The organism is Microbacterium sp. SL62 (assembly GCF_026672635.1).
Classification (GTDB): domain Bacteria; phylum Actinomycetota; class Actinomycetes; order Actinomycetales; family Microbacteriaceae; genus Microbacterium; species Microbacterium testaceum_A.
Genome location: NZ_JAPPRM010000001.1, coordinates 2,971,394 through 2,987,366, shown reverse-complemented (window position 1 = coordinate 2,987,366; position 15,973 = coordinate 2,971,394). Strand labels below are relative to the sequence as shown.

10 protein-coding genes are annotated in these 15,973 nt (G+C 66.8%); 9 read left to right on the top strand and 1 reads right to left on the bottom strand.

Going from position 1 to position 15,973, the window contains the following annotated elements; all coding sequences use genetic code 11:
• Positions 1-70 precede the first annotated feature (70 nt).
• Positions 71-2,665: a DEAD/DEAH box helicase gene (locus tag OVA26_RS14290; protein WP_268104548.1), complete on the top strand. Its 2,595-nt coding sequence runs from the start codon at positions 71-73 to the stop codon at positions 2,663-2,665.
• 90 nt (positions 2,666-2,755) lie between these two features.
• On the opposite strand, the gene OVA26_RS14285 is transcribed toward OVA26_RS14290, so the two are convergent.
• Positions 2,756-3,316 carry a Dps family protein gene (locus OVA26_RS14285; RefSeq protein WP_056230174.1) on the bottom strand — a complete coding sequence of 187 codons (561 nt, stop codon included), beginning with the start codon at positions 3,314-3,316 and terminating at the stop codon, positions 2,756-2,758.
• 242 nt (positions 3,317-3,558) lie between these two features.
• Here OVA26_RS14285 and OVA26_RS14280 point away from each other — a divergent pair, with 242 nt between their 5' ends.
• The 8 genes from OVA26_RS14280 (at position 3,559) to OVA26_RS14245 (ending at position 15,957) form a co-directional block, all read left to right on the top strand.
• Positions 3,559-4,140 carry a hypothetical protein gene (locus OVA26_RS14280; protein ID WP_268104547.1) on the top strand — a complete coding sequence of 194 codons (582 nt, stop codon included), beginning with the start codon at positions 3,559-3,561 and terminating at the stop codon, positions 4,138-4,140.
• Entirely contained in the window at positions 4,137-10,523 is a 6,387-nt protein-coding gene (locus OVA26_RS14275; protein WP_268104546.1) for an RHS repeat-associated core domain-containing protein, read from the top strand. The genes OVA26_RS14280 and OVA26_RS14275 overlap by 4 nt, the downstream gene beginning before the upstream one ends.
• A 98-nt stretch (positions 10,524-10,621) precedes the next feature.
• Entirely contained in the window at positions 10,622-11,131 is a 510-nt protein-coding gene (locus OVA26_RS14270; protein WP_268104545.1) for a hypothetical protein, read from the top strand.
• A gap of 238 nt (positions 11,132-11,369) precedes the next feature.
• Positions 11,370-11,873, top strand: coding sequence for a hypothetical protein (locus OVA26_RS14265; RefSeq protein ID WP_268104544.1), 504 nt, complete (start codon positions 11,370-11,372; stop codon positions 11,871-11,873).
• Between the two features lie 229 nt (positions 11,874-12,102).
• Positions 12,103-12,705, top strand: a complete 603-nt coding sequence (locus tag OVA26_RS14260; protein WP_268104543.1) for a hypothetical protein — start codon at positions 12,103-12,105, stop codon at positions 12,703-12,705.
• A 323-nt stretch (positions 12,706-13,028) separates the two neighbouring features.
• Positions 13,029-13,340, top strand: coding sequence for a hypothetical protein (locus tag OVA26_RS14255; protein ID WP_268104542.1), 312 nt, complete (start codon positions 13,029-13,031; stop codon positions 13,338-13,340).
• A gap of 180 nt (positions 13,341-13,520) precedes the next feature.
• The gene (locus OVA26_RS14250; protein WP_268104541.1) at positions 13,521-14,018 is read left to right on the top strand and encodes a hypothetical protein; all 498 of its coding nucleotides are present in this window, start codon (positions 13,521-13,523) and stop codon (positions 14,016-14,018) included.
• A 130-nt stretch (positions 14,019-14,148) separates the two neighbouring features.
• The gene (locus OVA26_RS14245; protein ID WP_268104539.1) at positions 14,149-15,957 is read left to right on the top strand and encodes a glycoside hydrolase family 15 protein; all 1,809 of its coding nucleotides are present in this window, start codon (positions 14,149-14,151) and stop codon (positions 15,955-15,957) included.
• Positions 15,958-15,973 lie beyond the last annotated feature (16 nt).

The window sequence follows — 15,973 nt, the reverse complement described above, 5'->3', positions numbered from 1 at the left end:
CGCCTCGCCGGCGGGAGGTTCGGCCCCGTCCGCGGGTTCGGGGGCTCCCCGCGGATGAGAGGCTGGGGGAGTGACCCCCCTCCTCGAGCACGTTCCCGTCGGCGCTGATCCGGATGCCGCGTACCTGGGCTTCGTCGAGTGGGCGAACTCCCGCGGCCTCACGCTCTACCCCGCGCAGGACGAGGCGGTCATCGAGATCGTCTCGGGTGCGAACGTGATCCTGTCGACCCCGACCGGCACGGGCAAGTCGCTCGTCGCGGTGGCCGCGCACGCGGCATCCCTCTCCCGGGGTGGACGCACGTACTACACCGCACCGATCAAGGCGCTGGTGAGCGAGAAGTTCTTCGCCCTCGTCGACATCTTCGGCGCCGAGAACGTCGGTATGGTCACGGGCGATTCGTCGGTCAACTCCGACGCCCCGATCATCTGCTGCACCGCCGAGATCCTCGCGAACCTCGCCCTGCGGCAAGGCGCCGACGCGAACGTGGACCAGGTCGTCATGGACGAGTTCCACTACTACGGCGAGGCCGACCGCGGCTGGGCCTGGCAGGTGCCGCTGCTGCTGCTCACGCGCGCGCAGTTCATCCTCATGTCGGCGACCCTGGGGGATGTCACCGACATCGCCGACGACCTCTCGCGTCGCACCGGTCGGCCCACCGCGCGGGTGACCGGCGTCGAGCGCCCCGTGCCGCTGCACTTCGAGTACGCGCGCACCCCCGTGCACGAGACGGTGCAGGAGTTGCTCGACACGAAGCAGGCGCCGATCTACGTCGTGCACTTCTCGCAGGCCGCGGCCATGGAGCGCGCTCAGGCGCTGTCGTCGATCCGCATCATCGGCCGCGAGCAGCGCGACGAGATCGCCGAGGCGATCGGCGGCTTCCGCTTCACGACCGGCTTCGGCAAGACGCTGTCGCGCTACGTGCGTGCGGGCATCGGCGTGCACCACGCCGGCATGTTGCCGAGGTATCGCAGGCTCGTGGAGACCCTTGCACAGCGGGGGCTGCTGCGTGTCATCTGCGGCACCGACACCCTGGGCGTCGGCATCAACGTGCCGATCCGCACCGTGCTCATGACGGCGCTCACCAAGTACGACGGCACCCGCATGCGCCAGCTCTCGGCGCGCGAGTTCCATCAGATCGCGGGGCGCGCGGGCCGGGCCGGCTACGACACCGCCGGAACCGTCGTCGTCATGGCACCCGACCACGAGATCGAGAACGCCGCGCAGATCCTCAAGGCCGGCGACGACCTCAAGAAGCAGAAGAAGATCGTGCGCAAAAAGGCGCCGCAGGGCTTCGTCAACTGGACCGAGCAGAGCTACGACCGCCTCGTCGCGGCCGAGCCCGAACCGCTGCAGCCGCAGATGAAGCTGAGCGCCGCGATGCTCATCAACGTCATCGCCCGCGGGGGCGACGTCTTCGGCAACGTCCGCTCGCTCGTCTTCGACAACCACGAGCCGCGCGCCCGCCAGTACGAGCTCGCGCGCCGGGCGATCGCGATCTTCCGCACCCTGGTTCAGGCCGGCGTGGTCGAGGTCGTCCCGCCCTCGCGTGAGGGGTCAGGAAGTGTCGCTTCGGAGGGGGCTCAGGCGACAGATCGTGACCCCTCACGCATTCGGCTCACCGTCGACCTGCAGCCGAACTTCGCGCTCAATCAGCCGCTGTCGCCGTTCGCGCTCGCCGCGATCGAGATGCTCGACCCCGAGGTCGAGCTCGGGAGGGGGCCGGATGCCGTGCCCCCGGCGTCCTCGGTCGGCACCGGGCACTACGCGCTCGACGTCGTCAGCGTCATCGAGTCGACCCTCGACGACCCGCGCCCGATCCTGTCGCAGCAGCAGTTCCGCGCGCGCGGCGAAGCCGTCGCGGCGATGAAGCGCGACGGCATCGAGTACGACGAGCGCATGGAGCTGCTCGAAGAGATCACCTGGCCGAAGCCCCTCGACGAGCTGCTCGCGCAGGCGTACGAGGTGTTCGCCTCGAGCCAGCCGTGGATCCGTGACTTCGAGCTGTCGCCGAAGTCGGTCGTGCGCGACATGTACGAGCGCGCCTGCTCTTTCGGCGAGTACGTCTCGCTGTACCAGCTCGCGCGCAGCGAGGGCCTCGTGCTGCGCTACCTCAGCGACGCGTTCCGCGCGATCCGCCAGACGGTTCCGGTCGACGCGCAGACCCCCGACCTGCTCGATCTCATCGCGTGGCTCGGCGAGGTCGTGCGTCAGGTCGACTCGAGTCTCGTCGACGAGTGGGAGCAGCTGATCAACCCGGCCGACGATCCCACGGCTCCGGTGGTTCCGCCCGCTCCGCCGTCGATCCTCACCAACCGGCGCGCGTTCGGCGTGCTCGTGCGCAACGAGATGTTCCGCCGCGTGCAGCTGGCCGCTCTCCAGCGCGACGACGAGCTCGTCGAACTCGATCCCGACATCGACTGGCCCGCATCCCTCGACGCCTACTTCGACGAGCACGACGAGATCGGCACCGGGGGAGCGGCGCGCTCCTCGGCCCTCGTCGTCATCGACGAGTCGTCGGCCTCTGACGGCGTCTGGCGCGTCGAGCAGATCATCGACGACCCCGCCGGCGACCACGACTGGCGCATCCGCGCCGAGGTCGACCTCGCCGCCTCCGAGGAGCAGGGCACGGCGATCGTGCGCGTCACCGAGGTGCTGCGGCTCTGACGCCCTGGCCGCCCCTGTCGGAACCGGGGGCCCGCGAACGACGGATGCCGAGGCCCTGAGGCCCCGGCATCCGGTGTCTTCGTCGCGTCGTCAGGAGGTGCGGGCGACGCGGTTCTCGGCACTGACCATCCACGACAGCTGCTCGAGGCGCTCGAGCACGCCGTGCAGGATGTCGGCGCTCGTGGGGTCTTCGTCGTCGACGTCGTCGTGCACGTCGCGCACCGTGCCGACGGTGACGTCGAGGCGCTCGGTGATGAGGTCGATGACCTCGGCGGTGTCGACCTCGCCCTGGGGGAACTCGGGCAGTGTCGTGGTCTCGGCGACGGTGTCGCTGCGGCCGTCGGGCAGAGCGTGCAGGGCACGCATGCGCTCGGCGATCTCGTCGCCGAATTCACGGGCGGCGTCGATGATCTCGTCGAGCTGCAGGTGGGTGTCGCGGAAGTTCTTGCCGACGACGTTCCAGTGGGCCTGCTTGCCCTGGATCGACAGCTCGATGAGGTCGACCAGCACGGCCTGGAGCGCGTCGGTCAGCTTCTCCGACGCCTGGAAGCCCTGTTCGGCGTTCTGCTCGTCGGTGGTCTCGGGACCGCTGCCTCCGCGCGCGGGGCGGCGACGGTTCTTGGTGGGGGCGTCCTTGGTGGTGGTGGACATGCGCGTTCCTTTCGCTGGCGGTCGATAGAGACGTTAGGCGCGGCATCAGAGGGGCGTCGGGGGGTTGCGAGGTCTGCGGAGGCGCGGTAACCGGGTGAATCACCGTCACCGAAAGTGGGTGATTCGCCGTTCTGGCGGGTGTTCGTTGGGCGGGGCCATCAGGTTCGGAGAGGGAACGTTCAGTTGCGTTCCGTCGAGAGGATCCGATGCGCTCCGTTACTCCTTTTCGTTCGCTGTCCGCCGTGACCGCTCTGCTGGTCGCCTTGGCTGTGGGGCCGGTGGTGGCGACGGCGATGCCGTCGCCGGCTCACGCGTCCGCGTCGGCGGATGCTGATCGCGACACCATCCCCGACGCTGTCGAGCGTGTGGTGTGCGGGTCGGCGACATGCGCCACGGGGGTCAAGGACCGCGATGGTGACGGGATCCCGGATGCCACTGAGGTTCCGGCCTGCGGTGACACCACGTGCGCCTCGCCGACTTCCGACAGAGACGACGACGGCATCCCCGACTACGCGGAGCGGCTCGTCTGCGGCTCCGACACCTGCTCGAACGCCAGGGAGGACGCCGACGGCGATCGGATCGGGGACTGGGTCGAGATCGTCATCTGCGGCACGCGCACGTGCGCTGACGGGACGGAGGATTACGACGCCAACGGTGTCTCGGATGCCGCAGAGCTGGCCGCCTGTGTGAAGAGCGTGAACGATCTCGCCGTGACGGGCGGCGTCGTGGCGCTGTGGGTCGCCGTCGCCGCGGCGCTTGCTCTGGCTGTGGGGGTCGCGCTGCGCACGCGTCGCCGCCGGGCGGGCACGGGGACGAGCGCGTGATCCGTCGCGCTGTAGCGGCCGTCGTCACGGCTACGGTGGTCTTCGGTGGCGGCGCGGTGGCCGAGCCGCCCGCCACCGCGGCGGAGCTCGCGGCCGTGGCCCGGGCTGAGGTGCTGGAGCGCGTGCGTCAGGCGGCGTCGCCCGACGCAGCATCGACGGCGGGCGTGAAGGAGCCGCATTCGGAGACGCCGGCGCCGGCGGGTTCGGCCACTCTGGACCCCGGTGCCGCGTCCACCCTCCGTGTCGACCAGCTCGGTGTGAGCGCGGTCTTCTCCGGCCACGACGTCGACCGCCGCGTCACGCTCGAAGCCCGCCAACCCGCCGACGAGGCGATGGCGTTGCGCACCGCGGCGGCTGAGACGGCCGGCGCCGTCGTGTCGGATGTGGTCGAGATCACGGCGACGGATGCCGGTGGTGAGCGGCTCACCTCGTTCCCTGCGGAGTTGCGCGAGGTGCCTGACGATGAGTCTGCAGACGGACCCCCGGTGTACAACGTCACCCCCGGTATCTCGCTGACGCTCGCGGTCGATGCGGCCCGGGTCGCCGAGGCGGCGGTTGATCCCGCGACGCTGCAGATCTACACCCGTTCCGACCCGGGTGAGCCGTGGTCACTGTTGCCGTCGTACTTCGACGCCGAGACGGGCACGGTGCGGGGCGAGTCGGATCACCTGTCCCAGTTCGTGGTGATCGGCATCCCGTTCGTTCCCGCTCCCGGTCCGCGGATCGTGCTGGACCCCGACAACGACGAGGGGTCGGTGCAGACGCCCGCGCCGGCGTCGGAGTTCCCGTACAACTGGGATCTCGTCGACCGCCTGCGCGGGATGCTCGAGGACCGGTGCCTCGCTCGGGTGACCGTGACGCGACCCGCGGGCGTGCGTTATGTCTCGCGCGACACCCGGGCACGGGTGGCCGAGGCGGCGAAGCCCGACGCGACCGTGGGCGTCGGTTTCAACACGTTCCGCGGCTTCGCGTGGGGCACCGAGCGGGAGGGCGGGACGCTGGCGTTCTCGCGGGGACGCGGCGGCGACAACGCTCTGGCGCAGTCGTTCGTCGACCAGATGCCCGCATACACCGGGCGTCCGGCCAAGCGGGCGGCATCCACTCGGAACTTCCCTTTCGCGGAGTACGCGAACCTGCCGGGCGCGTACGCGCACGTCGAGGCGCTGTACCTCGACCACAACTTCGACCGGCCGGTGATCGATCACGGGTTCGGCAGCATCGTCGACGGGGCGTTCCGCTCTCTCGGCGGTTACCTCGAAACGCAGGGGTTCGACTGCTCCGACCCGGCGACCGGGGGGTGGCCCTCTCCTCCCTCGCAGGCGGAGCTCGCCCGCTGGCGGAACCTCGGCTATCAGAATCACCAGATCTACGGCGCCGACCCGGTGTCGTTTTCGACCGGGAACCTGGTGGAGTCGTTCCCGTTGTTCGCGCTCAGCGGGCCGGGTGCGCAGGCGATCGAGGCGACCCTCGTCTACAACGCGCAGGACGGTCGCCTTTCGCGGGTGGGGGCGGGGTGGTCGTTCAGCCTCGGCGCACGGGCGCAGCGCTTCTCCGACGGGTCCGTGCTGACCGTGCGCGGCGACGGCGCGTCGGACGTTTTCACCCCGGACGGGGCGGGCGGTTACACCTCGGTCGACGATCCCGACCTGACCCTCGTCGAGGCGGGGGCGGGGCGTCTGCGCCTCGCCGACCGTGAGGGGGCGTCGTGGGTGTTCGATGCGGCCGACATCGAGGGCATCGGAGAACTCGTCAGTCACACCGACGCGTCCGGCGCCACGACCACCCTCACCTACGGCGCCGCCGACCCGAACGTGCACCAGTTCGTGCCCCTGACTTCGGTGACCGATGCCGCGGGGCAGACGGTGACGCTGGAGAGCGATGGCGTCGGGCGCGTCACGGCGTTCCGCCTTCCGGACGGGCGCATGTGGCACCTCGCGTACGACGGTGCGGGGGATCTCGTCTCGATCACCGACGCGACCGGCGGCACCCGCTCGTTCACGTACGACGCGGCGCATCGCATGCTCACCGCCACCGATCAGGCCGGTTCGACGTACCTCGTCAACGTGTACGACGACCAGGGCCGGGTGGTCTCTCAGCGCGACGCGGAGGGCACCGAGCGGCGCTTCGTCTACGAGGCGGGCCGCACCGTCTACACCGACAACGAGGGCCGGCGGAGCGTCTTCGGCTTCGACTACCGGTACCGCATCACCAGCGTCGAGAACCCGGCCGGGCAGGTCGCGCGGTGGGAGTTCGACGCGCGCGGGGACGTCACCGCGCACACCGACGAGGCCGGACGCACCACGCGGTACGTCTACGACGCGGCGGGGAATCTGACGAGCGAGACGGATGCCGCGGGCCACGAGACCCGGTACACCTCGACCCCGTCGGGTCAGGTGGCATCCCGAACCGACGCGCTCGGACGCACATGGGCGTACACCTACGACGCGCGTGGCCTCGTCACGGGCGAGGACCGGCCCGATGGGACGACGACGCGGTACGAGTACACCCCGGGCGGCGACCTCTCCGCGGCGATCGCACCGTCGGGGGCGAGGACCCGGTACGAGTACGACGCCTGCGGCAACCTCACCACGCTCATCGATCCGCTGGGGCAGCGCACCGCGTACGCCTACGACGCGAGCAACAGGCTGACAGCCGTGACCGATCCGCTCGGCGCTGTCACCACGTGGGAGTGGGATGCGGGCGACCGGATTGTCGCGACCGTCGACCCGACGGGCGCGCGCACCACGTTCACCTACGACCGGAACGACAACCTGACCTCGGCGACGGATGCCACCGGTGCCGTGACCCGGTACGAGTGGGACGCCCTGCTGCGCATGGTGATAACCATCGCTCCCGACGGCGGCGAGACCCGGTACGCGTACGACCGCGAGGACAACCTCGTCTCGTCGACCGACCCCGAGGGCGCGACGACACACCTGCTGCTGGATACGGCGTACCGCGAGACCGGCGTCGTCGACCCGAACGGCGGCCGCTGGGAGCAGGAGGTCGATGCCACCGGCATCCCGACCGCCGTCACCGATGCCGCCGGGGCGGTGACCTCTCTTGCCCTCGATGAGCTCGGACGGACGGTGAAGACCACCGATCCGACCGGTGTCTCGACGAGTGTCACCTACGACGAGGTCGGACGGGTGGCGACCGAGACCGACGCCGCCGGCGGGGTGACGGCCTACGCGTACGACGCACTGGATCGGGTGACGAAGGTCACCGACCCCGCCGGATATGCCAGCGAGTTCGTCTACGACGTCGACGGCAACCTCGTCGGCACGATCGACCGCCTCGGCAACCCGACGCTGTTCGAAGTCGACGCGGCGGGCCAGGTCCTCGCGATGACGGATGCCGCGGGCTCCGTCGAACGCTACGAGTACGACGCCGCGGGTCAGATCACGGCGGTCATCGACGCCGACGGCGGGCGGACGATGTTCACGTATGACGCGGGCGGTCGCACGACCAGCGTCACCGACCCGTTCGGGGCCGTGACACGGACCACTTACGACGCGGTGGGTCGGGTCGTCGTCGAGACCGATCCGCTGGGGGCCGAGACCCGCGTCGAATACGACTCCGTCGGTCGGGTGGTGCGCACCGTCGATGCGCTCGGTGCTGAGCAGAGGTTCGCCTACGACCGCGTCGGCCGCCGCACGAGCGCGACGAACGCGAACGGCGTCACGACCACATACGCGTACGACGCGGTCGGCAACCTGACGACCGTTACCGAAGCCGCGGATGCCGCAGCTCCCGCCGACAGCGACACCAATGTCACGACCACATACACCTACAGCGCCACCGGCCTCTTGACCGGGATGACGGGACCGACCGGCGCCACGACGGGGTGGGAGTACGACGCGGCCGGTCGTCCCGTCGTCGAGAGGGGGCCCGCGGGCGAGAGGACCGAAACGGCGTACGACGCCGCCGGGCGGGTGCAGCGGGAGTCGAACGGGGTCGGTCTGATCGCCGCGTACCGCTACGACGCGCGCGGCGAAATCGCCACTCTCACCCGCACTGACGGGGATGTCACGTTCGAATACGACGCTGAGCAGCGGCGCATCGCGATGACCGACCCCACCGGGGTGACCGGGTGGATCTACGACGAGGTCGGCCGCATGCGCGAGCAGCTCGACTCCAACGGGCAGAAGCTCACGCACGAGTACACCGCCACCGGTCTTACCGCGGCCACGACCCTGCCCGACGGCACGGTCACGCGGTTCGCGTACGACGCTGCGGGGCGCGCGACGACGCAGACCACTCCTTACGGTGAGGTCCACTACTCCTACGACGCGGTCGGCCGGCGTACGGGAATCGAGCGGCCGAACGGCGTGTCGACGTCGGTCGCGTACGACGCGATCGGAGACGTCACCCGTGTCGCCCACACCACCCCCCTGCCCACCGAGGGGAAGACCGCGGCTGTGGCGAGCACCGTCTCGGCGTTGCGGACACAGGTCGACGGATGCCGCAACATCGACGACTATCTCGGCTCTCGGACGCTGCCGGTCGCGGGGGCGGCGAAGAAGGAGTGCGTCAAGACCGCGGCCTACCTGGACCGGCGGACCCTGCCCGCGCCGGCACCCGCAGCGCCCGCGGGTGCGTCGCTGAGTTACGACTACACCTGGAACCCCGACGGGTCCGTCGCCACCAAAGCACGCACGATCACCGCCCCCGATGGGGCGGCGGACGCGGCCTCGCAGTCGTACGGGTACGACGACCTCGCCCGCCTCATCGAATCCGAAACGAACTCAGGGGAGACCACCCGATACGGGTACGACGCGGCCGGCAACCGCACCAGCGCCACCAGCGAGCGCCGCACCGTCACCTCCACCCTCGATGCCGCCGGACGGGTGACCTCCACCTCCGACGGGGCGCGCTACGAGTACGACGCTGCCGGTTCGCGCTCCTCGGCAACCGTGGGTGGAGAGCGGACCACCTACACCCACGACCCCGCCGGACGACTTACCGGCACCGCGGGCGAGGGGCGGAAGACGTCCTACGTCTACGACGGTCTCGACCGGCGCGTCCGCTCGAGCGACACCGAAGCGTTCGGAACCGACCGCGCGACCAGCGCGTGGGACGGGCTCCTTCCCATGGCGGGTGGTAGCTCCCGTCACAGGGCGTCCAGCGTTCTCCGAGATGCGGGTGGGGACGCGCTGGTGCAGTCCGGTCCCACGGGGGTGTCTTGGCTCCTGGGCGATGCCCGTGATGTCACCGCCACCGCCACCAACGGAGGAATGCTCGACGACCTCGTCGCCTACGGCGACTTCGGGAACACGTCCTACGCCACCACCGGGTGGAAGGGTGCCGTCGGCTACGACGGGCAACCGAGTGATGCCACCCTCGGGACGAGCGACTACTACGCCAGAAACTACGACCCCTCCCTCGGGTCCTGGCTGCAAGCCGACACCTGGCGCGGCCAGCAAGACGACCCGCAATCCCTCAACCGATACGCCTACGTCGAGAACTCGCCCGTCACCTACGCAGACGCGTTCGGGTTCGTGCACATGCGCGTAAGCGAGGGCACCCGGTCAGTCCGTCCCGCGGCGGTCGCCGGTCAGGCGCGAAGGAACAACGTGGGCTTCCTCAACCTGGCGAACCGGCGAAACTCGTCGGTCGGGAGCTTCTCAATCCCAGCGCTCGCGTCTCTTCAAAAGGCATCGCGCGGGCCCGGCGTGAAGTCGACGGTTCGAAAGCCCGCATCACGCTCAGCACAGACGACCGCACTTCGCCACGTCGCAACCACGACAGGGTGCACCGCTTCGGACTGGTCGTGTCGCAACGGGTGCGTCTTCTCCTACACAACGTGCAACACGAAGCCCAGCCCCGCCGTCAGAGCTACGCCGCCGCCAACCATCGCTTGCGGCAGAGACATGAAGGTGGGCACGAGCCCGGGCCAGGTCGCCATCAACGAGGCATGCGGACGCGCATACGCCGAAGCGAACATCCGCAAACAAGACCAGTGGGTCCAAAATCTCTGGGACTGGACTCAAGGCGTTGACCGAGCCATCAGACCAGCGGTCCCATTGATCTCAGCAGGGACGGCCGCCGCGCGAGGTGCCGCTCGAGCGCCCGACGTTGTTGTGCCGCCGAAGGTTCCGCTGGTATCGCGAGAGACCCTGCTGGAGACCTGGAGCAAGCTCGATGCCGGCAAGCAACCAAACGTGCGGCAAGTTTCCACAGAGGATGAGCTGTTGAGAATTTATGAAAACTGGACTGCTGGCGCGTCACCCGTTGCGAACCCGGGGAATGGCGGCAGCGCTTTTCTGCTCGCCGACGGCACGCGCATCGGTTGGCGCCCTACCTCCAAGTCGGTCGGCCCCACCATCGACATAAAAATTGCGGGAGAGGGTAAGCAGTTGAAGATTCACATAGGCGGGTAAGTCTAGGACGGTGATCGCGTTCTTCCAGACGCCCCTACTTCGCAAGATGGCGCAACTTAAAACTGAGACGAGCTGAGCGATGATTGGAGCAAAAGAGCATGGCCGAGAGACTGCGCTACTTAGGCGGCAGTGAAATGATGTTCCCGCGCGGAGATTATCGTTGGGTCGATGTGCGGAGGTTTGAGGTGGTTGAGCCGGCAGCTGCTGTTGAGGTGTTGGCCAGCCTTGTCGCAAGCCCCTGGTACGACCACGGATATGACGTCCCTAGATCGGACGCCGCTGATCCTGGTGGGCGAATTCATGGGCCTTACAAACTAGACGCGATACGCGCCTCCAAATTCAATCCGATCGATAGGGACCGGGTTTTGACACGGCTAAGAATGTGGGCGGATTTGCATGGGCCGCAGCCGGAGTCGTTCTCGTCAGACTTGGAAGCGTTCGTTGAGAGCGTCGTTCCCGTTGGCTTCGATGTATGGGAGCTTCCTTTGCTAAACACGTTGGCGAGACGTGAGTGGGGGGACGTGGTCGGGGTTGACGGGTTCCATGAGTTCGTTGCTATTTCCCCCGGCCGGAATCTCTTGAATCTTGTCGTCGCCGCGGACGACTGATTGCAGCGAGGTGCTCACATCGCCAGCGGTCAACTGTGTCCCCCTCGACATAGAGAGTCTTACGGAGCGGCGGGTGGCACGTCGACGCCGACTGCAATCATTTCGAATAATGGGCGGGTGGGGTGCGGTTCGTTTGGGGTCTATTACATAGGAGCCGCGGGAGTTTCGCAGGCACTCACCGGGAACGCCGGACGTCTGAATTATTTCGAACTCGAAGCTGGATTGAAGGAGGGGAACTATGACCAAATTTGTCGAAAGAAACGAAATGCTTCGTAATGGGATGCGCGTGTTGGCGTCGCTCGTTGCAATTGCCAGTCTGGGAAGTATTCTAACCTCTTGTCTATGGAGCTCGAACAATGCTTTCCCAATTTTTGCGACAGAGGGTAGAGGCGGACTGGAGTTTGTGTGGTGCGGGTCTGAAATTGGGCCTTACAGATATATTTCAGTCCACCATCGCAGCAGTTTGTCGGAGGACGGGGAAGATGAGGTGGTGTCCGCTTACGGAAGTTTTTCTCTGCACAATCGTGAAGCCTTTTCCCTTCGAACGGGTCCAAGTGGGCTGGATTTTCAAGGCAAAGAATTCGAGATGGGCGACGGCAGTCTAATTTTTATCTACTTCGGAGATTCCGCAAGCGAGTTGACGGGGCCGAACCCACAGTTCACAGTGTCATCCAAGGCGCAGATATCGAACGGAAACTGGCTGTCTCCCACTGGTGTTGTGACACAGGCACCTTGCTCGTGACCTTGAGCGGACCCTTTGCGCCCCTCAATGAGACTTTGGTGTGGACAGTGGGGCCGGTTGGGGTGCGGTTCGATCCGAAATTTAGAACAGATGTGGGTGTTGAGGAATTCATGGATAACTTTAAGAAGTAGTTAGCCCGAGAAGAAGCAAACAGTTGGGATGGTTGGAGTGTTGACTTCACGTCGAAATCGGGGCAGCTTGTGAAAATCGGATTGCCGGGAGAGTGACCATGGATGATCAAGTGATCTTCGCCCACAGCCAGGATGAATTTGACGCCATGCGCGCTCGGATGACAGACCTATGTGACGTGAACTCGGTGCTGCCTGCTTGGCCCTTTCGTGGCGGCGGGTACGCCTATACATACGACTTCTTGACGATTCTGTCACGAGGATTTGGGTCAGTTTTGCAGTATATTGCGTCAGAGTGTGGAGATGGCGGAATAGAGATAATGGGTTGGGGGCGCGGCGAGGCGCTCGACTACTTCGGCGTTTACCCCGCTTTCGCCATTGGCGCAGAGAGCATCAAACGATCGTATGAATTGGCGCTGAGCGCCGATCGAGTGAATCCTCTCAATAGATATAACGTTCCGGAGGATATGTTCGAAGGCATCGTTATCGTCGGCGACTCGGAGTCGTGGTGCCTCTATGGCGACCGCGATTGGGACGTAGTGCTCATCTGGTCGAGGTTCCCGCTTGACCTCGAACCTCAGGTCCACAAGCCGATGACTTTCGAGGACTTTCTTAGCCCGCTTCGCCCGAGCGGCCCTGGCAACGATCATTCAATCTGGCGGCAACTGTATTCGAACGTGCGCGCGAACTCCTGGAACGCTTGAGGTGACATTCACATGGGGCGAACGGGAACTGGACGGCGGGCGAGACAAGCTGGTTTCACTGCAGAGGACCTGACCGACGGGGATTCCCGGAATTACGACAGAGACCCCTCGTGAAGCGACACGTATTCGAGTAGGCGACCGCATACCCACGTAGGCCGCCATCAGTAGAACTGACCTGCAATTCAGGCGGACAGGAGTGGACAAATATGTTGGTGAGATGCACCAGCACTTCTCGTGTGTTACTTCCGACTTGGCGTGAACTCGCACCGTATGACCAAACCACTTTCCCGGTAACCGAGGGTCGGTCCTACTCGGTGCTTGGAATGCAGTCCACCACGGACTCTGTAGAGTATCTCATCCACACGGACACCTTTTACCCTAGCTTTGTTCCAGCAGTTCAGTTTTCGGTAGAGAACCCCCGGATACCTGAGTGGTGGGTATATCGATCCCTGGGCTACCCCTCGGAAAATTTATACTGGATGCCCATCGCGGAGTGGGGCTATCCAGAAATGGTATTAGAGGACGGGCACTGGGAAGCTGTAATTGACCGAGATCCTCGAGCGCTCGCAATTTACACAGAATATCTCAACGCGTCTCGAAGGTTCGATGGCGAGGACCTCGCGAGGGAGGAGTGATTCGACTCGCCGCGAGCGCCCGACGGTCGCTCCACCCTCCGCACATACGACGGAGAGAGGTCAGAGGTGAAAGACGCATCACGATCGGCAGCAGGTCCATCAGCGGCGGCACTCAGAGCTCAACTACGCTCCGGCTTTCCCTCCGAGCTCGGAGAAGAAGTCGAGGCGACGGCGCGGAGGATGACCGTCAGCATGAGCTATGGCATCCATGTCGACAACAGGCCCGGCCCAGTGCTTATCGACGGTGAGAAACTTCTGCTGCCCAAAAGACACGGCTTCATTCCGCGGCGTCGGTTTCTCGGCCTCAGTGCGAGGGGAGCGCGGGCAGAGACCCGCTCGACGATCTGCGCCGCCATCGCTTCTCACTCTACGAACGGTTTCGTGAGGCAGGCGTCCGTGGGGCCGCTCGCGAAGTCCGGCGCGCTCTGGACGATTCCGTACATCGTCGACCTGGCGTCCGACTACGTCATCGAGATTCTCGCGGAGCTGGACGCGAGTATGCACCTCGTCGACCGCGACAACCTCCGTCGCTACGTCGCCGACAATCCCGCTCATCTCGCCTTGACGGAGGCGCGGATCCACAGCTACTGGAACGAGTACTACCGCACGACATCACGGGAGCGCGCACTGGACTCGCATCCCGGGTTTCGGATCCTGCGGGCCCTCTCCGATCTCTAAAGGGGAACCGAACCACGCTCCGGACCCCGGCGCGGCGCCGACGGCGAGGCGGCGCGTTGCTCCCCTAGCCGCTCGGCATCCAATCAACAACCCCGGGGGAGCCCCGCCACGTCATTCCTAACGTGAAGACGTGCCTCTCACTCCGCCCGCTCCGTCCCGCCCGCTGCGCGACTACGCCGCGATCGGCGACGGACGCACTGTCGCCCTCATCGGGCTCGACGGGGGCGTCGACTGGCTTCCGTTGCCGAACATCCACTCACGTCCCGTGTTCGCGCGTCTCGTCGATGAGTCCGCGGGGGGCTGCATCCAGCTGGCTCCCGTCGAGGAGTACGAGGTCACCCGCCGGTACATCCCGCGCACGAACGTCCTCGAGACCACCTTCACCACGGCCTCCGGGGTCGCGACGTTGACGGACGCCATGGTGACCGGCATCGCCGGCCGACTGCCCTGGGCCGAGCTCGCGCGCCGCGTCGACGGCGTGAAGGGCGAGGTCGAATTCGCCTGGTGCGTGCAGCCGGGCACCATGCTGCGGTCGGCAGCGCCGTGGACCGAGCGCATCGACGGCTTCTCGATCATGCGCATCCGGCACGTCTCGCTCGCGGTGACGGGCCACGAGCACGGTGTGCACGGAGAGCCGGATGCCGGGAACGAGAGCATCGACGGAGGGTTCACCGCCACGAAGGGCTCGCGGCACCTGCTCGTGATCGCGGCCACCGAGGGGGAGCCCCTGCGCATCCCCGACGCGAAGAACGTCGACCGCGGCATCGACCGCACGATCGGCGGGTGGGAGATGTGGTCCGACGAGTTCTCGTACGAGGGCCCCTGGGCCGACGACGTGCAGCGCAGCGCCCTCGCCCTGAAGCTCCTGCTCTTCAGCCCCACCGGCGCGATCGCCGCCGCGGCGACGACATCGCTGCCCGAGAACCCGCGCGGCGGCAAGAATTGGGACTACCGCTACGCCTGGGTGCGCGACCTCGCCTATACCGCGCACGCGTGGGTCGGTTTCGGCCTGCGCGAGGAGACGCACGCCGCGATCTCGTGGCTGCTGCGCACGATCCGCAAGAACGGCCCCGAGGTGCAGGTCATGTACACCCTCGACGGCGACGCGGAGATCGGGCTCGAGAAGCATCAGGTGCCGGGGTGGAACGGCAACCAGCCGGTCGTCACCGGCAACCCCGCGCAGGGCCAGCTGCAGCTCGGCGTCTACGGCGACCTCATCGCCCTCTGCCGCACCTACGTCGAGGCCGGCAACCGCCTCGACATCCAGACCGGGCGACTGCTCGCCGACGTCGCCGACCGCACGTGTGATCTGTGGCGTCGCGAGGACTCCGGCATGTGGGAGCTCCCGGAGTTGCGGCACTACACCTCGTCGAAGATGGGCTGCTGGAAGGCGCTCGACGACGCGCAGTGGCTGGCAGCGGGCGGGCACATCCCCGACAACGGCGACCGCTGGCGTGCCGAGCGCGACCGCATCCACCGCTGGGTCGACGAGCGGTGCTGGTCGGAAGACCTCCAGGCGTACACCCTCGCGCCCGGCAGCGAGGATCTCGATGCCTCGGTGCTGCTGCACGCGCCCACCGGGTTCGACCGCGGTGAGCGGATGTCGAGGACGGTGGATGCCATCACCGAGCGTCTCACCACGGAGAACCACCTCGTCTACCGCTACACCGGTATGGACCAGGAGGAGCACACCTTCGTCGCGTGCGCCTTCTGGCGGGCGACCGCCCTGGCCTGCGTCGGCCGGCACGCCGAGGCCATCGAGGCGATGGACGCTCTCGTCGCCCAGGGCAACGACGTCGGGATCTACTCCGAGATGATCGCCGAGGACGACGGGGCCTTCTGGGGCAATCTGCCTCAGGCGCTCAGCCACCTCGCCCTCATCAACGCTGCGCTCGTCATCCGCGAGGTCGTCGACGACGCCGAACTCGGCGACCGCTGAACCTTCGCCGGGGCGC